Below are 12,849 nucleotides of genomic sequence, written 5' to 3'. Positions count from 1 at the left end.
TCGCCTGCAGGCCTTGGCCGCCGAGGGCGTGCGCCTGTGCCTGTGTACCGGTGGTACCGGACTGGGCCCGCGTGACCTGACCCCGGAGGCGCTCCGTTCCCTGAACGCGCGGCCGGTACATGGCCTGGCGCAGATGGTGCGCGCGCTGAGTGCACAGCACACGCCGATGGCCTGGCTGAGCCGCGCCGAGGTGGTGCAGCTGGGCAACATGCTGGTGTTCGCGCTGCCCGGCAGCCCGAAGGCGGCGGCGCAGTGCCTGGATATCCTGGCGCCGGTACTGGGCCACGCCCTGGCGATGGTCGAGGGGGATGGCCACTCATGATTCCCTATTGCGAAGCCTTGCAGCACCTGCTGGACGCGGCCACGCCGCTGCCGGCCGAGCGCGTGCCGCTGCATGAAGCCGGCGGCCGTACCCTGGCCAGTGACATCCACAGCGGGCAGTCGTTGCCGCCGTTCGACAATTCGGCGATGGACGGCTTTGCGCTGCGCGCCAACGGCGCGACGTTCGAGGCCGGTACCGAATTCGCGGTGCAGGGCTGGCAGGCAGCCGGCGATGCCGGCGCCGAAGGCGGCGAGGGTGCCTGGGAAATCATGACCGGAGCGCGCATGCCGGTTGGCCTGGATACGGTGGTGCCGGTCGAGAACGTGGAGATCCTCGCCAGCGAGGACGGCCGCCCGACCCGCATCGCGCTGACCGCGACGGTGAAGCCGGGCCAGAACGTGCGCCTGCGCGGCCAGGACGTGCGCGAGGGTGAGCGCGTGCTGTGCGCCGGCCAGGTGCTGGATATCAATGCCCGCACCCTGCTGCACGCCCTGGGCGTGGGTGAGGTGGCGGTGGTGGCGCGGCCGAGGGCGGCGGTGATCGCCACCGGCAAGGAACTGGTGACCGAGGCGGCGCAGGCGCTGGAATCGGGCCAGATCCGTGACAGCAATCGCCCCTACCTGGTGGGCCGCCTGCAGGCGGCCGGTGCCGAGGTGGTCTGGCAGGGCACGGTGGGCGACGACGTGGCCGCGTTCAATGCGGTGCTGGATGAAGCGCTGGCCGCTGGCGCGCAGCTGCTGATCAGTACCGGCGCGGTGTCGGCCGGCCGCTACGACTTCGTTCCCGATGCGCTGCGTGGCCGTGGTGCGCGCATCGTCTTCCATAAGGTGGCGATCCGCCCCGGCAAGCCGTTGTTGTTCGCGGTGTTGCCCAATGGCGCGCTGTACTTCGGCCTGCCCGGCAACCCGGTTTCGGCTGCCGTGGGCCAGCGCTTCTTCGTCGAGCCGGTACTGCGCCGCCTGCTGGGGCTTGCACCGGAACCGGTGTTGCGGCTGCCGCTGCAGGCCGACGTGCGCAAGCCGCCCGGTCTGCGCTTCCACGCGCGGGCGCGGGTGGAAATGGACGGGCAGGGGCGCCTGAGTGCGCGCGTACTGTCCGGGCAGGAGTCGTTCCGTTTGATGTCCATGCTGCAGGCCAACGCCTGGGTGGTGCTGGAGGCCGAGGGAGACCTGGCCAGCGCTGGCACCTTCGTGCGCGTGCAGGGCTGGGGTCACCACGAACCGGTGCAGCTGGTGAGCCAGGAGTCATGATGAAACAGGTGAATCTGCAGTTGTTCGGTGCGTTTTCCGATCTGGATGCCAGCCGCGAAATCGCCGTCGATGTGGCCGGTGGCACCGTGGCCGATCTGCGCCAGGCGCTGCGCGAGCTGCTGCCGGTGCGTTGGCCGGGTTTCCGCGCGGGCCTGCTGGACTACTCGGCGTTTGCCGACCAGCAACGCGTGCTGCGCGACCACGAGGCGCTGCCCGACGATGGCCGCGTGGCGATCCTGCCACCAGTGAGCGGGGGCTGAGCGATGAGCGAGAAGATCATCGCGACGGTGGTGGACCGCGCGCAGGCGGCGATCGATCCGGCCGAAGGCATCGCGGCGGTATCTGATCCGGGCTTCGGCGGCATCGACGTGTTCATCGGCAAGGTGCGCGACGTCAACATCGGCCGGCCGGTGACCGGGATCACGTACGACCTGTTCGAACCTTTGGTGCTGAACGAGTTCAAGCGCCTGGCGGCAGAGGTCGAGGCGACGTTCGGTCCGAAGCTGAAGCTGTATGTGGCCCACGCCAAGGGCCGGTTGGGCATTGGCGATGTGGCGGTGGTGGTGGCCGCCGGCAGCCCGCATCGAGACGAGGCATTCCGGGCCTGCCGGCAGTTGATCGAGGTGGTCAAGCACCAGTGCCCGATCTGGAAGCAGGAGCATTACGAGGACGGCGACAGCGAGTGGACCGAAGGCTGCAGTCTCTGCCATGCGGATAACGAACCCACGCAAGCTCATGACAATGCCCATGAATGTGCACACGATCACGAACATTCCCACTGACGGCATCGTGCTGGCCGGTGGTCTTTCCAGCCGGATGGGCCGTGACAAGGCGCTGCTACCGTGGCACGGGCGAACCCTGCTAGAGCACATGCGTGGCCTGCTGCGACAGGCAGGTGCGGAAAGGGTATGGGTGAGTGGCAACTACCCGGCCTTCGGTGGCATTCCTGATCGCGTGGCACGCTGCGGCCCGTTGGGCGGGCTCTACAGTGTGGCCATGTGCATGCCGGACGCTGCCGCTCTGGTGCTTCCGGTGGATACGCCCAATGTGACCCCGGCGTTACTACAACGGTTACGTGATGCGCCTTCGGCTGCCTGTGTGCTGTTTGCGGAAGAACCCCTGCCGATGCGGTTGCAGATTGATGACCATTGCCGGCATGTGTTGCGGGAATTGATCGAGAATCCGGCGGCGCACCGCTCGCTACACGCCCTGCGAGAACGCTTGGGCGCAATCGAGCTGCCACTGGCGGATAGCGAATACGACCAGCTACTCAACTGCAACACCTCAACCGAGCTCGAGTTCATTGCATCATGAAAGTCCAGCTACAGCGGCAGGCAGTTCGTCTGCGCGTTGATGAAGAGGAGCTAGCGCAGTTGCTGGCCGGCGAATCGGTGGAGAACCTGACGCGGTTCGGCGGCGATCGCGGCTGGGGCATGGTGCTATCACTGCATGCAGGGCAACAGGCGGTGCTTCTGGAGGGGAGCGAGTACTGCCGGTTGATGCTTCCTCGCGAAGCGGTTCAGTCCTTGGCATTACGTTTGCCCTGTCGTGATGGTCTGGGTTTTGGCATTGCGCTGGATGATGACATCTCGCTGCAGCTTCAATTCGATGTGGATGTACGAGACAGCCTGCGCCAACGAGGTCCGCACCGTCGTGCACCCTCTACCTAGCTCTGGGCGGGCCAGCTATGTAGCGCCTGCGATGCCAAGGATAGGCGGTGAAACCGATCTAAACCCAACCAAACGGGGAAACCAATGATGAAACGAGTTGGACTGTTGTTGCTGGGACTGCTGGCCACGGTGCCGGCCTTGGCGGCCGACCTGACGGTGTCGGCGGCATCGAGCTTGACCGAGAGCTTCCGCGAACTGGGCACCGCCTATGAGAAGGCACACCCGGGAACCAAGGTCGATTTCAACTTCGCCGCGTCCGGCGTGCTGCTGCAGCAGATCAGCCGCGGCGCGCCGGTGGATGTGTTCGCGTCGGCCGATGAAACCACGATGGACCAGGCCCAGCAGCAGGACCTGCTGGCGGCCGGCACCCGCGAGGTGTTCGCGGTGAACGCGCTGTGGGTGGTGGTGCCGCCGCAGGCCAAGGCTGCGCCGCGTACCTTGAAGGACCTGGCCGGTGCCGGTGTGCAGCGCATCGCACTGGGCAACCCGGACAGCGTGCCGGTCGGCCGCTATGCCAAGGGCGCGCTGGAAGCGGCGGGCCTGTGGCCGTCGGTGCAGGGCAAGACCATCACCACGCAGAACGTTCGCCAGTCGCTGGACTACGTGGCGCGCGGTGAAGTGGATGCCGGCTTCGTCTATGCCACCGATGCGCAGGCGATGCCTGATCGGGTGCGCCGTGCCTTCGCGGTGCCGGTGGCGGGGCGCATTGCCTATCCGTTGGCGGTGACCAAGGCCAGTGCGCAACCGGTTGAAGCCAAGCGCTTCACCACCTTCGTGCGTTCGGCACAGGGCCAGGCGATCCTGGCCAAGCATGGGTTCGGCAAGCCCTGAGGCATGGATCTCGACTGGAGCGCACTGTGGTTGTCGCTGAAGGTGGCCGGCTGGGCCACCGCGATCAATCTGGTGCTGGGCGTGGCACTGGGCGCGCTGCTGGCACGTCGGCGATTTCCTGGCCGTGAGCTGCTGGATTCGCTGCTGACCCTGCCGATGGTGCTGCCGCCGACCGTGCTGGGGTATTACCTGCTGGTGCTGATCGGCCGCAACGGCCCGATCGGCGCGTGGCTGCAGTCGTGGTTCGGCATCAACCTGGTGTTCACCTGGCAGGCGGCGGTGATCGCTGCGGCGGTGGCCTCGCTGCCGCTGGTGTTCAAGCCGGCACGCGCGGCGTTCGAGGAAGTGGATGGACAGTTGGAGCAGGCCGCACGCACGCTCGGTGTGTCCGAAGCAGCGGTGTTCTTCCGCATCACGCTGCCGCTGGCGTGGCGCGGCATCCTCGCCGGCCTGCTGCTGGCGTTTGCACGCGCGATGGGCGAGTTCGGCGCGACGCTGATGGTGGCGGGCAGCATTCCCGGCCGCACGCAGACGCTGTCGATCGCCATCTACGAAGCGGTGCAGGCCGGCCAGGACGGCAAGGCCAATGCGCTGGTGATCCTGACCTCGGTGGTGTGCATCGTGATCCTGCTGCTGGCCGCGCGGCTGGTGGGCGGACGTCGCCGGGAGCTGCGTGATGTGGCTTGACCTGCAGGTGCAGCGTCGCCTGCAGGCGGCCGGCCAGGATTTCGTATTGGACGTGTCGCTGCAGTGCACGCAGCGGCAGGTGGTGCTGTTCGGGCCCTCGGGCGCGGGCAAGAGCCTGACCCTGAAGGCGGTGGCCGGGCTGCTGAGGCCGGGCCAGGGTCATGTGCGCCTACAGGGGCAGACCCTGTTCGATGCGGCCACCGGTGTGGATCTGCCGCCGCAGCACCGCCGGCTGGGCTACGTGTTCCAGGATTACGCGCTGTTCCCACACCTGAGCGTGCGCCAGAACGTGGCGTTCGGTCTGCAGAAGGGCTGGTTGAATCCGCGGGTCGGCCAGCGCTTCGATGCGGTGGAGCAGTGGTTGCACGCATTCCGCATCGATACGGTGGGTGATCTGCTGCCCTCGCAGGTGTCCGGCGGCCAGCGCCAGCGTACCGCCTTGGCACGCGCCTTGGTGACGCAGCCGCAGGCGCTGCTGCTGGATGAACCGTTCTCCGCGCTGGACCAGGATCTTCGCCAGCACTTGCGGCAGGAGCTGGAGGCCGTGCTGGACGGGGCCGGTATTCCACTGCTGCTGATCAGCCATGATCCCAACGACATTGAGATATTTGGGGGCCAGATCGCCTGCATCGAAAATGGGCGACTGATCTCTCCTCCCGGCTCGCGTCAGAGGCCGACCCGTCAGCCCCGCCTTCTACCATCCTTAGTCGGCTCCCCAACAAGCCCGGGTCTTGAGGGGAAGAGCAACCATCAGTCAGTCGGAGACTCAGAGAGTCCAAAGCCACGATACATCTGCCCGCGAGCCGCGCAAATGGGAGACGACCCTGGTGCATAGGCATCTCTATGCCGGTAGGCGAGCGGTAGGGCCTGGACCTTCTTGCAAGGCGGATCGACTCGCCCGCGCTTGGCCGCGCTGCGTGGCTCCGGCCGAGGCGGGGACAACGCGCACCCAGCGCTTCCCATATGGCCGAATTGGCGTAATGATCCGCTCGAAGGGAGCGAGACTTCTCCAGCCTCCCGTGGCGACCGACCGCCGAGGGGCTTGGAGGGGCACGGAGGCCATTGGCGCTCTGGGCAATATGGCGAGGAGCCCCCGGTCCGTTTGGCCACCAAGAGGTCGATACTAGGCTCGTAGGGCAAGAGTTCCGGATTGGCATATGACTGAGGTCGACAGCATTGAACGTCTCAGACTGGCCTTTGGTGCACAACGTCCTACGTCGTGAGAGGGGGTGTTTTGTTCGATATGTCACCCGTCATCTAGCGGTCGAAAGATCGAAATGAACTCGAACACGAATCGACGGAACTAGCCACGCTTCAATTGTACTGAGGGAAACATGACGCCAAAGAGCGCCAACCAATCTTCCGAAGAGCGCGCAAACGGCGATCTTGCATGGCCGGACCTTGCGCGCTCATCGATACTGATCGTTGACGACGAACCTGGCATGCGTAGCTTCTTGGTTCGTGCCTTGCGACCGCGATGCAAAGTTGTGGAAGCTGCAGCTGACACCATTGAAGCGGAGCAGCATCTGACGGAGCGCCACTTTGACATCGTGATTGTGGACAACGTGTTGCCAGGGAAGAGTGGCATCGCGTGGCTGGAGGACCAGCGCAGGGGAGGGGTCTTGGCCGACTTCATTCTGATTACTGCGTACGCAGACTTGGATTCCGCTATCGGCGCTATCCGCGCGGGAGCGGCTGATTTTCTTCTCAAGCCTTTCAGAACCAATCAGTTGCTGGCCGCTATATCGCGCTGCCTGGAACGCGGTCGCCTACGGCGGGAGAATGCCATTCTCCGTCACGAGCTACATGGCTCCGGTGCACCAGCTGCGCTTCGAGACAGGCTCACAGGTAGCTCGCGTGCGATTCAGGCCACCAAGGATCTGATCGCGAAGGTCGCACCACTGCCCAGTAGCGTGCTGTTCACTGGAGAATCCGGCTCTGGAAAGGAGGTTGCCGCAAGATCGCTGCACGCGTTGTCCGCACGGGCATCTCATCCTTTCATTCCAATAAATTGTGCAGCTGTTCCCAGCGAGTTGATTGACGTTGAACTGTTCGGGAGTCTCAAAGGAACGTTCAGTGGAGCGAACTCGTCTCGCCAAGGACTGGTCGCCTATGCAGAAGGCGGAACATTGCTGTTTGACGAAGTCGCTGATCTTCCCTTGGCTCTCCAAGGAAAGCTGCTAAGGATGCTTGAAGATAGACGGATACGACCAGTTGGCGCAGATCGGGAGATTCCGATCGATGTCAGATTCATCTTCTCAACCAACAAGAATTTGGTTGCGGAAGTGAAGAATGGAACATTCCGGTCGGATCTCTACTATCGCATCAACGTTCTCGAGGTGTCGCTTCCTCGCCTTCATGACCGCGGCGCTGATGTGTTGGAGCTGGCGGCGGGCTTCATGCGTGAGCTGGGGCTGCAGCTTGGCCTTCAACCGATTCCGATCGACGAAAGGATCCGGGCATATCTTCAGAGCTACTCGTGGCCCGGGAACGTCCGCGAGCTTCACAACTACGTTGAGCGTAGCCTGATACTCGGACACTTTCCGACTCAGCTTGAGCGGTTGGAGTCACTCTCTGACCCACGAAGCCGGCTGCTCTCGGAGGTCGAGCGCAGGCACATCCTTGCAGTGCTTCGTGAGACTGGCGGAGATCGCGAAAGAGCGGCCACGATCTTGGGCATATCGCGAAAGACGATTGATCGTAAGTGCTCCAGTTGGAATGTATCAGCCTAGGAATCTGCAATGAACCGAGCGCGCTCAGTTCGCTTCCGCCTGCTTCTAATCGCGATCCTTCCAATGTTTGTGATCCTGCCGGCTATCGTCGGCGGACTCATCTACCAATGGGATTTGCGCTTCGACCGACTGCTCGCCTCGAAGGTTGGCGGGGACCTGAAAGTTGCGGGACAGTACATGAACCAGCTGCTCGTCAACGACCGCGCGACGCTGGCTGCGATTGCTGATTCGCAGAGCTTCCATGGCGTCATTAGCCAGGGGGTCAACAAGAATGCAGAGCTTGGCAGCCTACTAGCGTCGAAAGCCCAAGGTGGTTCACTAGACTTCATCGCACTGTTGGATTCAAACGGTCGCTTGTTGGCTAGTAGTGAGCCGGCCTCGCCAGCTGAGCTTGACTTGGACTGGTCAGTCATCGAAAAGGCCCTGAAGGGAGCGTCCAGCGTGGAGGTGGGGGTGGTAAGCCGGGACGATCTGATGGAGATCTCCCCAAAGCTCGCCGCACGGGCCGAGGTCATTCGTCCGCATAACGCAAGGAATCCTGTCGATTCGGCCCAGAGTGAGAAGCGGGGCCTAATGATTCAAGCTGCAACGCCGGTTGCACTTCCAAACAATCAGGTTGGCGTCTTGATTGCGGGTACTCTGCTGAACCACAACACCGAGTTCATCAAGCAGATCACTGATCTTGTCTACCGAGATAAGGCCCTGCGTACTGGCGCAACAGGGATAGCCTCCATCTTCCTTGGTGATACCCGCATCAGCACCAACGCGTTGTTGGCGGGAGGGAACCCAGCGTCGGGGACACGGGTGTCTTCTGAAGTGGCCGAGGCCGTGCTGGGCCAGGGAAAGACCTGGCAGGCGAGAGCCTACGTAGTCAATGATTGGTACATTGCCGGCTATATGCCCATTCTCAATGGCCGGGGCGTACCTATTGGTATGCTCTTCGTGGGCTTTCTGGAGGAGCCATTCACCACCGCCCGTCGAAATTCCATCGGAGCGATCGTGTTCGGTTGCCTCCTTGTTGCAGTCATCACCGTACCCCTTTTTCTGTACATCGCTCGCGGCGTGTTCAAGCCACTTGAGCGGATGGATCAGGCAATTGGACGGGTCAAGGCGGGCGACCGCAGTGCTCGCTCCGGAGCAGGGGCATCCAATGATGAAATCGGACGTGTCGCTTCGCACTTGGACCAGCTGCTCTGTCAGCTGGAAGAGAAGGAACGGCAGCTGGTCGCCTGGAACGAGGAGCTCAATTCCAGGGTAGAGGAGCGAACTGCTGGTCTCGCACTAGCCAATAGACGGTTGGAAGAGACGACCCAGCACCTGATTGTCACTGAGAAGCTGGCAACAATTGGCGAGATCGCAGCAGGAATAGCGCACGAGATCAACAATCCGCTTGCCGTCATGCAGGGGAACCTCGAGCTTCTGCGTGACTCGATCAGGGAGCCCGAGGGTCAAGGGTTTGGAGAAGAGATTGACCTCATTGAGGATCAAATTGGGCGTATCAGCACCATTGTTTCCAAGTTGCTGCAGTTCTCCAAGCCCAGTGAGTACTCCGGTCATAGTGAGCTGTTAGAGCCTGCCACGCTGATGTTGGAGACGCTGCCCCTGATTCAACACCTCATCAAGCGCCATCCCGTGAAGATAGAGAAGAACTTCCTGTCCACACGGCTCGTAACGGGCAATCGGGGCGAGCTGCAGCAAATTCTTGTGAACCTCCTGATCAATGCAATCTATGTCATGCAGAAGGGCGGAACGCTGGGATTGGCGACGTTGGACGTTGACGACGTTCATGGTCACCCTGGCGTCGCTTTGCGAGTCTCAGATACTGGAAGCGGCATTCCTCAGGACATTCTGGTCCGAATTTTTGAGCCATTCTTTACGACCAAACATCGTCAAGGTACTGGGCTGGGTCTTTCCATCAGTCAGATGCTTGCCAACCGCCACGGTGGCAGCCTGTCGGTAGTGAGAACCGGCCTGACAGGGACGGTCATTGAACTATGGATGCCCGAGGCTGCCGACGATGAACTGCTTTAGACCTGCTGTAGCAGTGTCATGCGAACGGCGTGATGTCATTCGCATTTCGAACTCAAGTGGAAGGAATTTGTTGCCTAGGCGTATCGACGCCAGCAGTCGATCAATGAATCAGAGGTTGGCATGACACACCGTCTCCCAGATGTTGAAACGAGAATGCGAAGGCAGCCGACGTTGTGGGACGTTGCGTTTGCCGTCAGGGGTACCATCCTGCCCAGGATCGCATTGCATCTACTACTGATTAGCATTGTGACCGCAGGAGCGGTGCTCGCATCAACGGAGCATCCAGGAATCTTTGCTCGCTTCAGTGCCGTTCCGTTCACGCTCATTGGTATCGCACTTTCCGTATTCATGAGCTTTCGAAACAACGCTTGCTACTCCAGATGGTGGGAGGCGAGGCACCTTTGGGGTGACCTGGTCATAGCGTGTCGCTCAATAGCCAGGCAGACGTCCCTGCTGGATCCAAACAGCCGAGCACAGATCCTGCGAGGCCTGTGTGGCTTCAGTGCTGGCCTCTATTCTCGACTGCGCCGGGCCGACGAAGCCCATGCGATCGCACCTTGGTGGGATATTGGCAAGGCATCACAAGGCCCGAATCCGACGGACGCTGTGCTCCAGGGCATTGGCTTGAAGCTTGCCCATCTGGCTCATGAGGGAAGGATCGACTCGATTCAGTACTCGGTGATGGATAAGCAGCTTGCCAACTTGGCTCGTATCCAGGGGGGGTGCGAGAGGATACTCAATACTCCGATTCCATTCTCGTATTCGCTGCTGCTTCACCGGACTGCGATCGTATTCTGCACAACACTTCCTTTTGCGCTGGCAGGAACATTGGGGTGGTGGACCTTTTTACCGGTGCTCATTGTGGCGTACACGTTTTTTGGTCTCGATGCGCTGGGCCGTCAGCTGGAGGAGCCATTCAGTTCCGCGCCGAACGCGCTCCCGATCTACTCAATGCAGAGGACGATCGAGACAGAGCTAATGTCAACGCTGGCTCTGACTGCGGTCGATCAGGAGTCGGTACAGCAGCCAGGTAGGGAGGAGTGAGGCGTGAGCGGAGGGCGGCGGGTGCACTTCTGAGGCCGCTCCGGCATGTAACGACATGCCAGCTCACGCCCTAGCGCTAGTCAGGCATGGGTTGCCAGGCTCACCTGAAAGGAACTCGCCCAAAGATAGCATTCGTACAGCCCCCTTGGTTCCGCTCGCACATATGGGATGGAGTCTGTGAGACGGGAATAGTTCCTCTAACGATCAAGAATGAGCCAGTAGGAGCGTAAGTGATGTCAACAGATATGTTCGTAATGCATTCGGATCATACGCCGGCCGGGGATCAACCCGAAGCGATTGCCAGGCTAATTGCTGGCATCGAGGAGGGAGCAACACATCAGACCTTGAAGGGAATTACAGGGTCAGGGAAGACCTTCACGATGGCCAATGTGATCCATCGGCTGAAGCGACCCACGCTCATTCTTGCGCCAAACAAGACGTTGACTGCTCAGCTCTACGGGGAGATGAAGGCGCTGTTCCCCGAGAACGCCGTGGAGTATTTCGTTTCCTACTACGACTTCTTCCAGCCAGAGGTCTATATCCCAGGTAGCGATCGTTACATCCAGAAAGACTCAGCCATCAATGATCACCTTGAGAGGCTTCGACTATCGACTACGAAGTCTCTGATTGAGCGTAGAGACGTGATTGTTGTCGCTTCGGTGTCCTCAATCTATGGACTGGGAGACCCACAGAGCTACCGGGATCTGCAGGTTGAGCTTGCGCTTGGAATCGAACTGGATCAGAGGGACTTCCTGCGTCGGCTTGCATCGCTTCAGTACGACAGGACTGAGCGGACCCTGAAGCGTGGCACGTTCCGTGTGTCTGGCGATGTGGTCGATATTTTTCCCGCCGACTCTGAGTACAAGGCAATTAGAGTAGAGCTCACGGACGAGGGGAGAGTGCAGTCGCTCACCTGGATTGATGCGGTTACAGGGAAGAAGCTTGGCGATGAGACGCGCTACCTCGTTTCTCCAAAGACACTCTTCGCAAGCCCCAAAACAGAAATCAATGAGGCTACGAAGGCCATCCTCAAGGATTTGGAGGCCAGGGTGACGGAGCTCAACGCATCTGGTCGAATCGTTGAGGCAAATAGGCTTTACGAGAAGATCACGAACGACGTGGAGATGATGAGGGAGCTGGGATATTGCTCTGGCATGGAGAACTACTCCAGTTACCTGAACTCGAAGCCTTCAGGAGCTAGGCCGACGACACTCATGGACTACCTCCCGAAGGATGGCCTGCTATTTGTTGATGAGTCGCACGTCATGGTTCCTCAGATCGAGGCGATGTTCAGGAGCGATCAGAGCAGGAAGGATACTCTAATCGAGTACGGGTTCCGTCTACCTTCGGCGATGAACAACAGACCGCTTAGCTTCTCTGAGTTTGAAGCCATCAAGCCCCAGACGATCTTCGTTTCGGCTACGCCTGGCGCCTATGAGATTGGGAGATCCAAGGGAAGATTGATTGACCAGCTCATCAGGCCCACTGGCTTGCTCGATCCGCTGGTAGAGGTGAGGCCGAGGGAGGGCTACAGGCACGATCTTCTGTCAGAGATCGCCCGTTGTGTACGAGAGGGCGACAGGGTCTTGGTGACCACGCTGACAAAGGTGTCTGCTGAGGAGCTGTGCGAGTTCCTCGAGGATCAAGGGGTGCGTGCGAAGTACATGCACTCGGATATCAAGGCAGAGGATCGAGTTGAGATCATCAATGGGCTGAGGGCCGGCGAGTTCGATGTGCTAGTGGGTATCAGCCTGCTGAGAGAGGGGCTCGATATTCCTGAGGCCTCTCTGGTCGCTATCGTTGATGCGGACCAGGCGGGCTTCCTTCGGTCGAGCCAGGCCCTCATTCAGATGATTGGACGAGCCGCAAGAAACTCGCGCGGTAAGGCGATCATGTATGCCGATACGATCACTAGTGCGATGCGGCAGGCCATTTCTGAGACTGATGACAGGCGACAGCATCAGATCGCGTTCAATGAGGAGTTCGGCATCACCCCGTCAACGTCTCGCGGAATGTTGGGATCAACAGAGGCTCGACCTGACCGGTCGCAAGCCCATTCAGCGGAGTTCTGCGCCAACCTAAAAGACCTCTGTGATCGAATTACATCAAAGGAGCGACAGCTTCTGGAGCTCTCTGATGCCGGGGACGAGGAGGAGATCGAGTTCGTCAGGCTGGAGCTAGACAAGCTATACCGCCAATTCATCTACATGTAACCACTCTTTCGAGTGGTGGGGCGTGGCTCCTACAGGAGCCCGCCTTTTGTGGTGTGGGGGTGGGGCGGG

Annotated in this window: 12 protein-coding genes and 1 pseudogene; all 13 read left to right on the top strand. The window is 60.9% G+C overall.

Going from position 1 to position 12,849, the window contains the following annotated elements; translation table 11 throughout:
• On the top strand, nucleotides 1-322 hold a 322-nt coding region (locus tag N5D20_RS24345; protein ID WP_279947616.1), incomplete at its 5' end, for a molybdopterin-binding protein.
• Complete coding sequence (gene glp / locus N5D20_RS24340; protein ID WP_017354495.1) at nucleotides 319-1,572, top strand: gephyrin-like molybdotransferase Glp; 1,254 nt, start codon at nucleotides 319-321, stop codon at nucleotides 1,570-1,572. The genes N5D20_RS24345 and glp, both read left to right, overlap by 4 nt.
• The gene (locus tag N5D20_RS24335; RefSeq protein WP_017354494.1) at nucleotides 1,572-1,832 is read left to right on the top strand and encodes a MoaD/ThiS family protein; all 261 of its coding nucleotides are present in this window, start codon (nucleotides 1,572-1,574) and stop codon (nucleotides 1,830-1,832) included. Before glp ends, N5D20_RS24335 begins: the two co-directional genes overlap by 1 nt.
• A gap of 3 nt (nucleotides 1,833-1,835) precedes the next feature.
• Nucleotides 1,836-2,354 carry a molybdenum cofactor biosynthesis protein MoaE gene (locus N5D20_RS24330; RefSeq protein WP_017354493.1) on the top strand — a complete coding sequence of 173 codons (519 nt, stop codon included), beginning with the start codon at nucleotides 1,836-1,838 and terminating at the stop codon, nucleotides 2,352-2,354.
• A complete protein-coding gene (locus N5D20_RS24325) occupies nucleotides 2,320-2,886 on the top strand; it encodes a molybdenum cofactor guanylyltransferase (RefSeq protein WP_026070512.1) in 567 nt (188 codons plus the stop codon). Before N5D20_RS24330 ends, N5D20_RS24325 begins: the two co-directional genes overlap by 35 nt.
• A complete protein-coding gene (locus N5D20_RS24320) occupies nucleotides 2,883-3,242 on the top strand; it encodes a hypothetical protein (RefSeq protein ID WP_017354491.1) in 360 nt (119 codons plus the stop codon). Before N5D20_RS24325 ends, N5D20_RS24320 begins: the two co-directional genes overlap by 4 nt.
• Before the next feature lie 87 nt (nucleotides 3,243-3,329).
• Complete coding sequence (modA, locus tag N5D20_RS24315; RefSeq protein ID WP_026070511.1) at nucleotides 3,330-4,073, top strand: molybdate ABC transporter substrate-binding protein; 744 nt, start codon at nucleotides 3,330-3,332, stop codon at nucleotides 4,071-4,073.
• A gap of 3 nt (nucleotides 4,074-4,076) precedes the next feature.
• Nucleotides 4,077-4,760 (top strand): molybdate ABC transporter permease subunit, encoded by a 684-nt coding sequence (modB, locus tag N5D20_RS24310; protein WP_005413347.1) that lies wholly within the window; start codon nucleotides 4,077-4,079, stop codon nucleotides 4,758-4,760.
• Nucleotides 4,750-5,409, top strand: a pseudogene (locus N5D20_RS24305) (ATP-binding cassette domain-containing protein); the annotation flags it as partial. The gene modB and the pseudogene N5D20_RS24305, both read left to right, overlap by 11 nt.
• Nucleotides 5,410-6,094: 685 nt before the next feature.
• The gene (locus N5D20_RS24300) at nucleotides 6,095-7,492 is read left to right on the top strand and encodes a sigma-54 dependent transcriptional regulator (RefSeq protein ID WP_026070510.1); all 1,398 of its coding nucleotides are present in this window, start codon (nucleotides 6,095-6,097) and stop codon (nucleotides 7,490-7,492) included.
• Nucleotides 7,493-7,501: 9 nt separating this feature from the next.
• A complete protein-coding gene (locus N5D20_RS24295; RefSeq protein WP_017354487.1) occupies nucleotides 7,502-9,523 on the top strand; it encodes a cache domain-containing protein in 2,022 nt (673 codons plus the stop codon).
• Nucleotides 9,524-9,643: 120 nt separating this feature from the next.
• A complete protein-coding gene (locus N5D20_RS24290) occupies nucleotides 9,644-10,567 on the top strand; it encodes a bestrophin family protein (protein WP_227832955.1) in 924 nt (307 codons plus the stop codon).
• A gap of 233 nt (nucleotides 10,568-10,800) precedes the next feature.
• On the top strand, nucleotides 10,801-12,780 hold the full coding sequence (gene uvrB, locus N5D20_RS24285; RefSeq protein ID WP_017354485.1) for an excinuclease ABC subunit UvrB: 1,980 nt from the start codon (nucleotides 10,801-10,803) through the stop codon (nucleotides 12,778-12,780).
• The last annotated feature ends 69 nt before the right edge of the window (nucleotides 12,781-12,849 follow it).

Source organism: Stenotrophomonas sp. GD03877, from assembly GCF_029840555.1.
In the GTDB taxonomy this organism is placed as follows: Bacteria; Pseudomonadota; Gammaproteobacteria; order Xanthomonadales; family Xanthomonadaceae; genus Stenotrophomonas; species Stenotrophomonas geniculata.
This window is presented reverse-complemented; position numbering and strand designations above follow the sequence as displayed.

What these genes read in the sequence shown, in the direction of transcription:
- glp (WP_017354495.1), top strand. Translation starts at nt 319, where the DNA reads ATGATTCCCTATTGCGAAGCCTTGCAGCACCTGCTGGACGCGGCCACG.
- N5D20_RS24335 (WP_017354494.1), top strand. Translation starts at nt 1,572, where the DNA reads ATGAAACAGGTGAATCTGCAGTTGTTCGGTGCGTTTTCCGATCTGGAT.
- N5D20_RS24330 (WP_017354493.1), top strand. Translation starts at nt 1,836, where the DNA reads ATGAGCGAGAAGATCATCGCGACGGTGGTGGACCGCGCGCAGGCGGCG.
- N5D20_RS24325 (WP_026070512.1), top strand. Translation starts at nt 2,320, where the DNA reads ATGAATGTGCACACGATCACGAACATTCCCACTGACGGCATCGTGCTG.
- N5D20_RS24320 (WP_017354491.1), top strand. Translation starts at nt 2,883, where the DNA reads ATGAAAGTCCAGCTACAGCGGCAGGCAGTTCGTCTGCGCGTTGATGAA.
- modA (WP_026070511.1), top strand. Translation starts at nt 3,330, where the DNA reads ATGAAACGAGTTGGACTGTTGTTGCTGGGACTGCTGGCCACGGTGCCG.
- modB (WP_005413347.1), top strand. Translation starts at nt 4,077, where the DNA reads ATGGATCTCGACTGGAGCGCACTGTGGTTGTCGCTGAAGGTGGCCGGC.
- N5D20_RS24300 (WP_026070510.1), top strand. Translation starts at nt 6,095, where the DNA reads ATGACGCCAAAGAGCGCCAACCAATCTTCCGAAGAGCGCGCAAACGGC.
- N5D20_RS24295 (WP_017354487.1), top strand. Translation starts at nt 7,502, where the DNA reads ATGAACCGAGCGCGCTCAGTTCGCTTCCGCCTGCTTCTAATCGCGATC.
- N5D20_RS24290 (WP_227832955.1), top strand. Translation starts at nt 9,644, where the DNA reads ATGACACACCGTCTCCCAGATGTTGAAACGAGAATGCGAAGGCAGCCG.
- uvrB (WP_017354485.1), top strand. Translation starts at nt 10,801, where the DNA reads ATGTCAACAGATATGTTCGTAATGCATTCGGATCATACGCCGGCCGGG.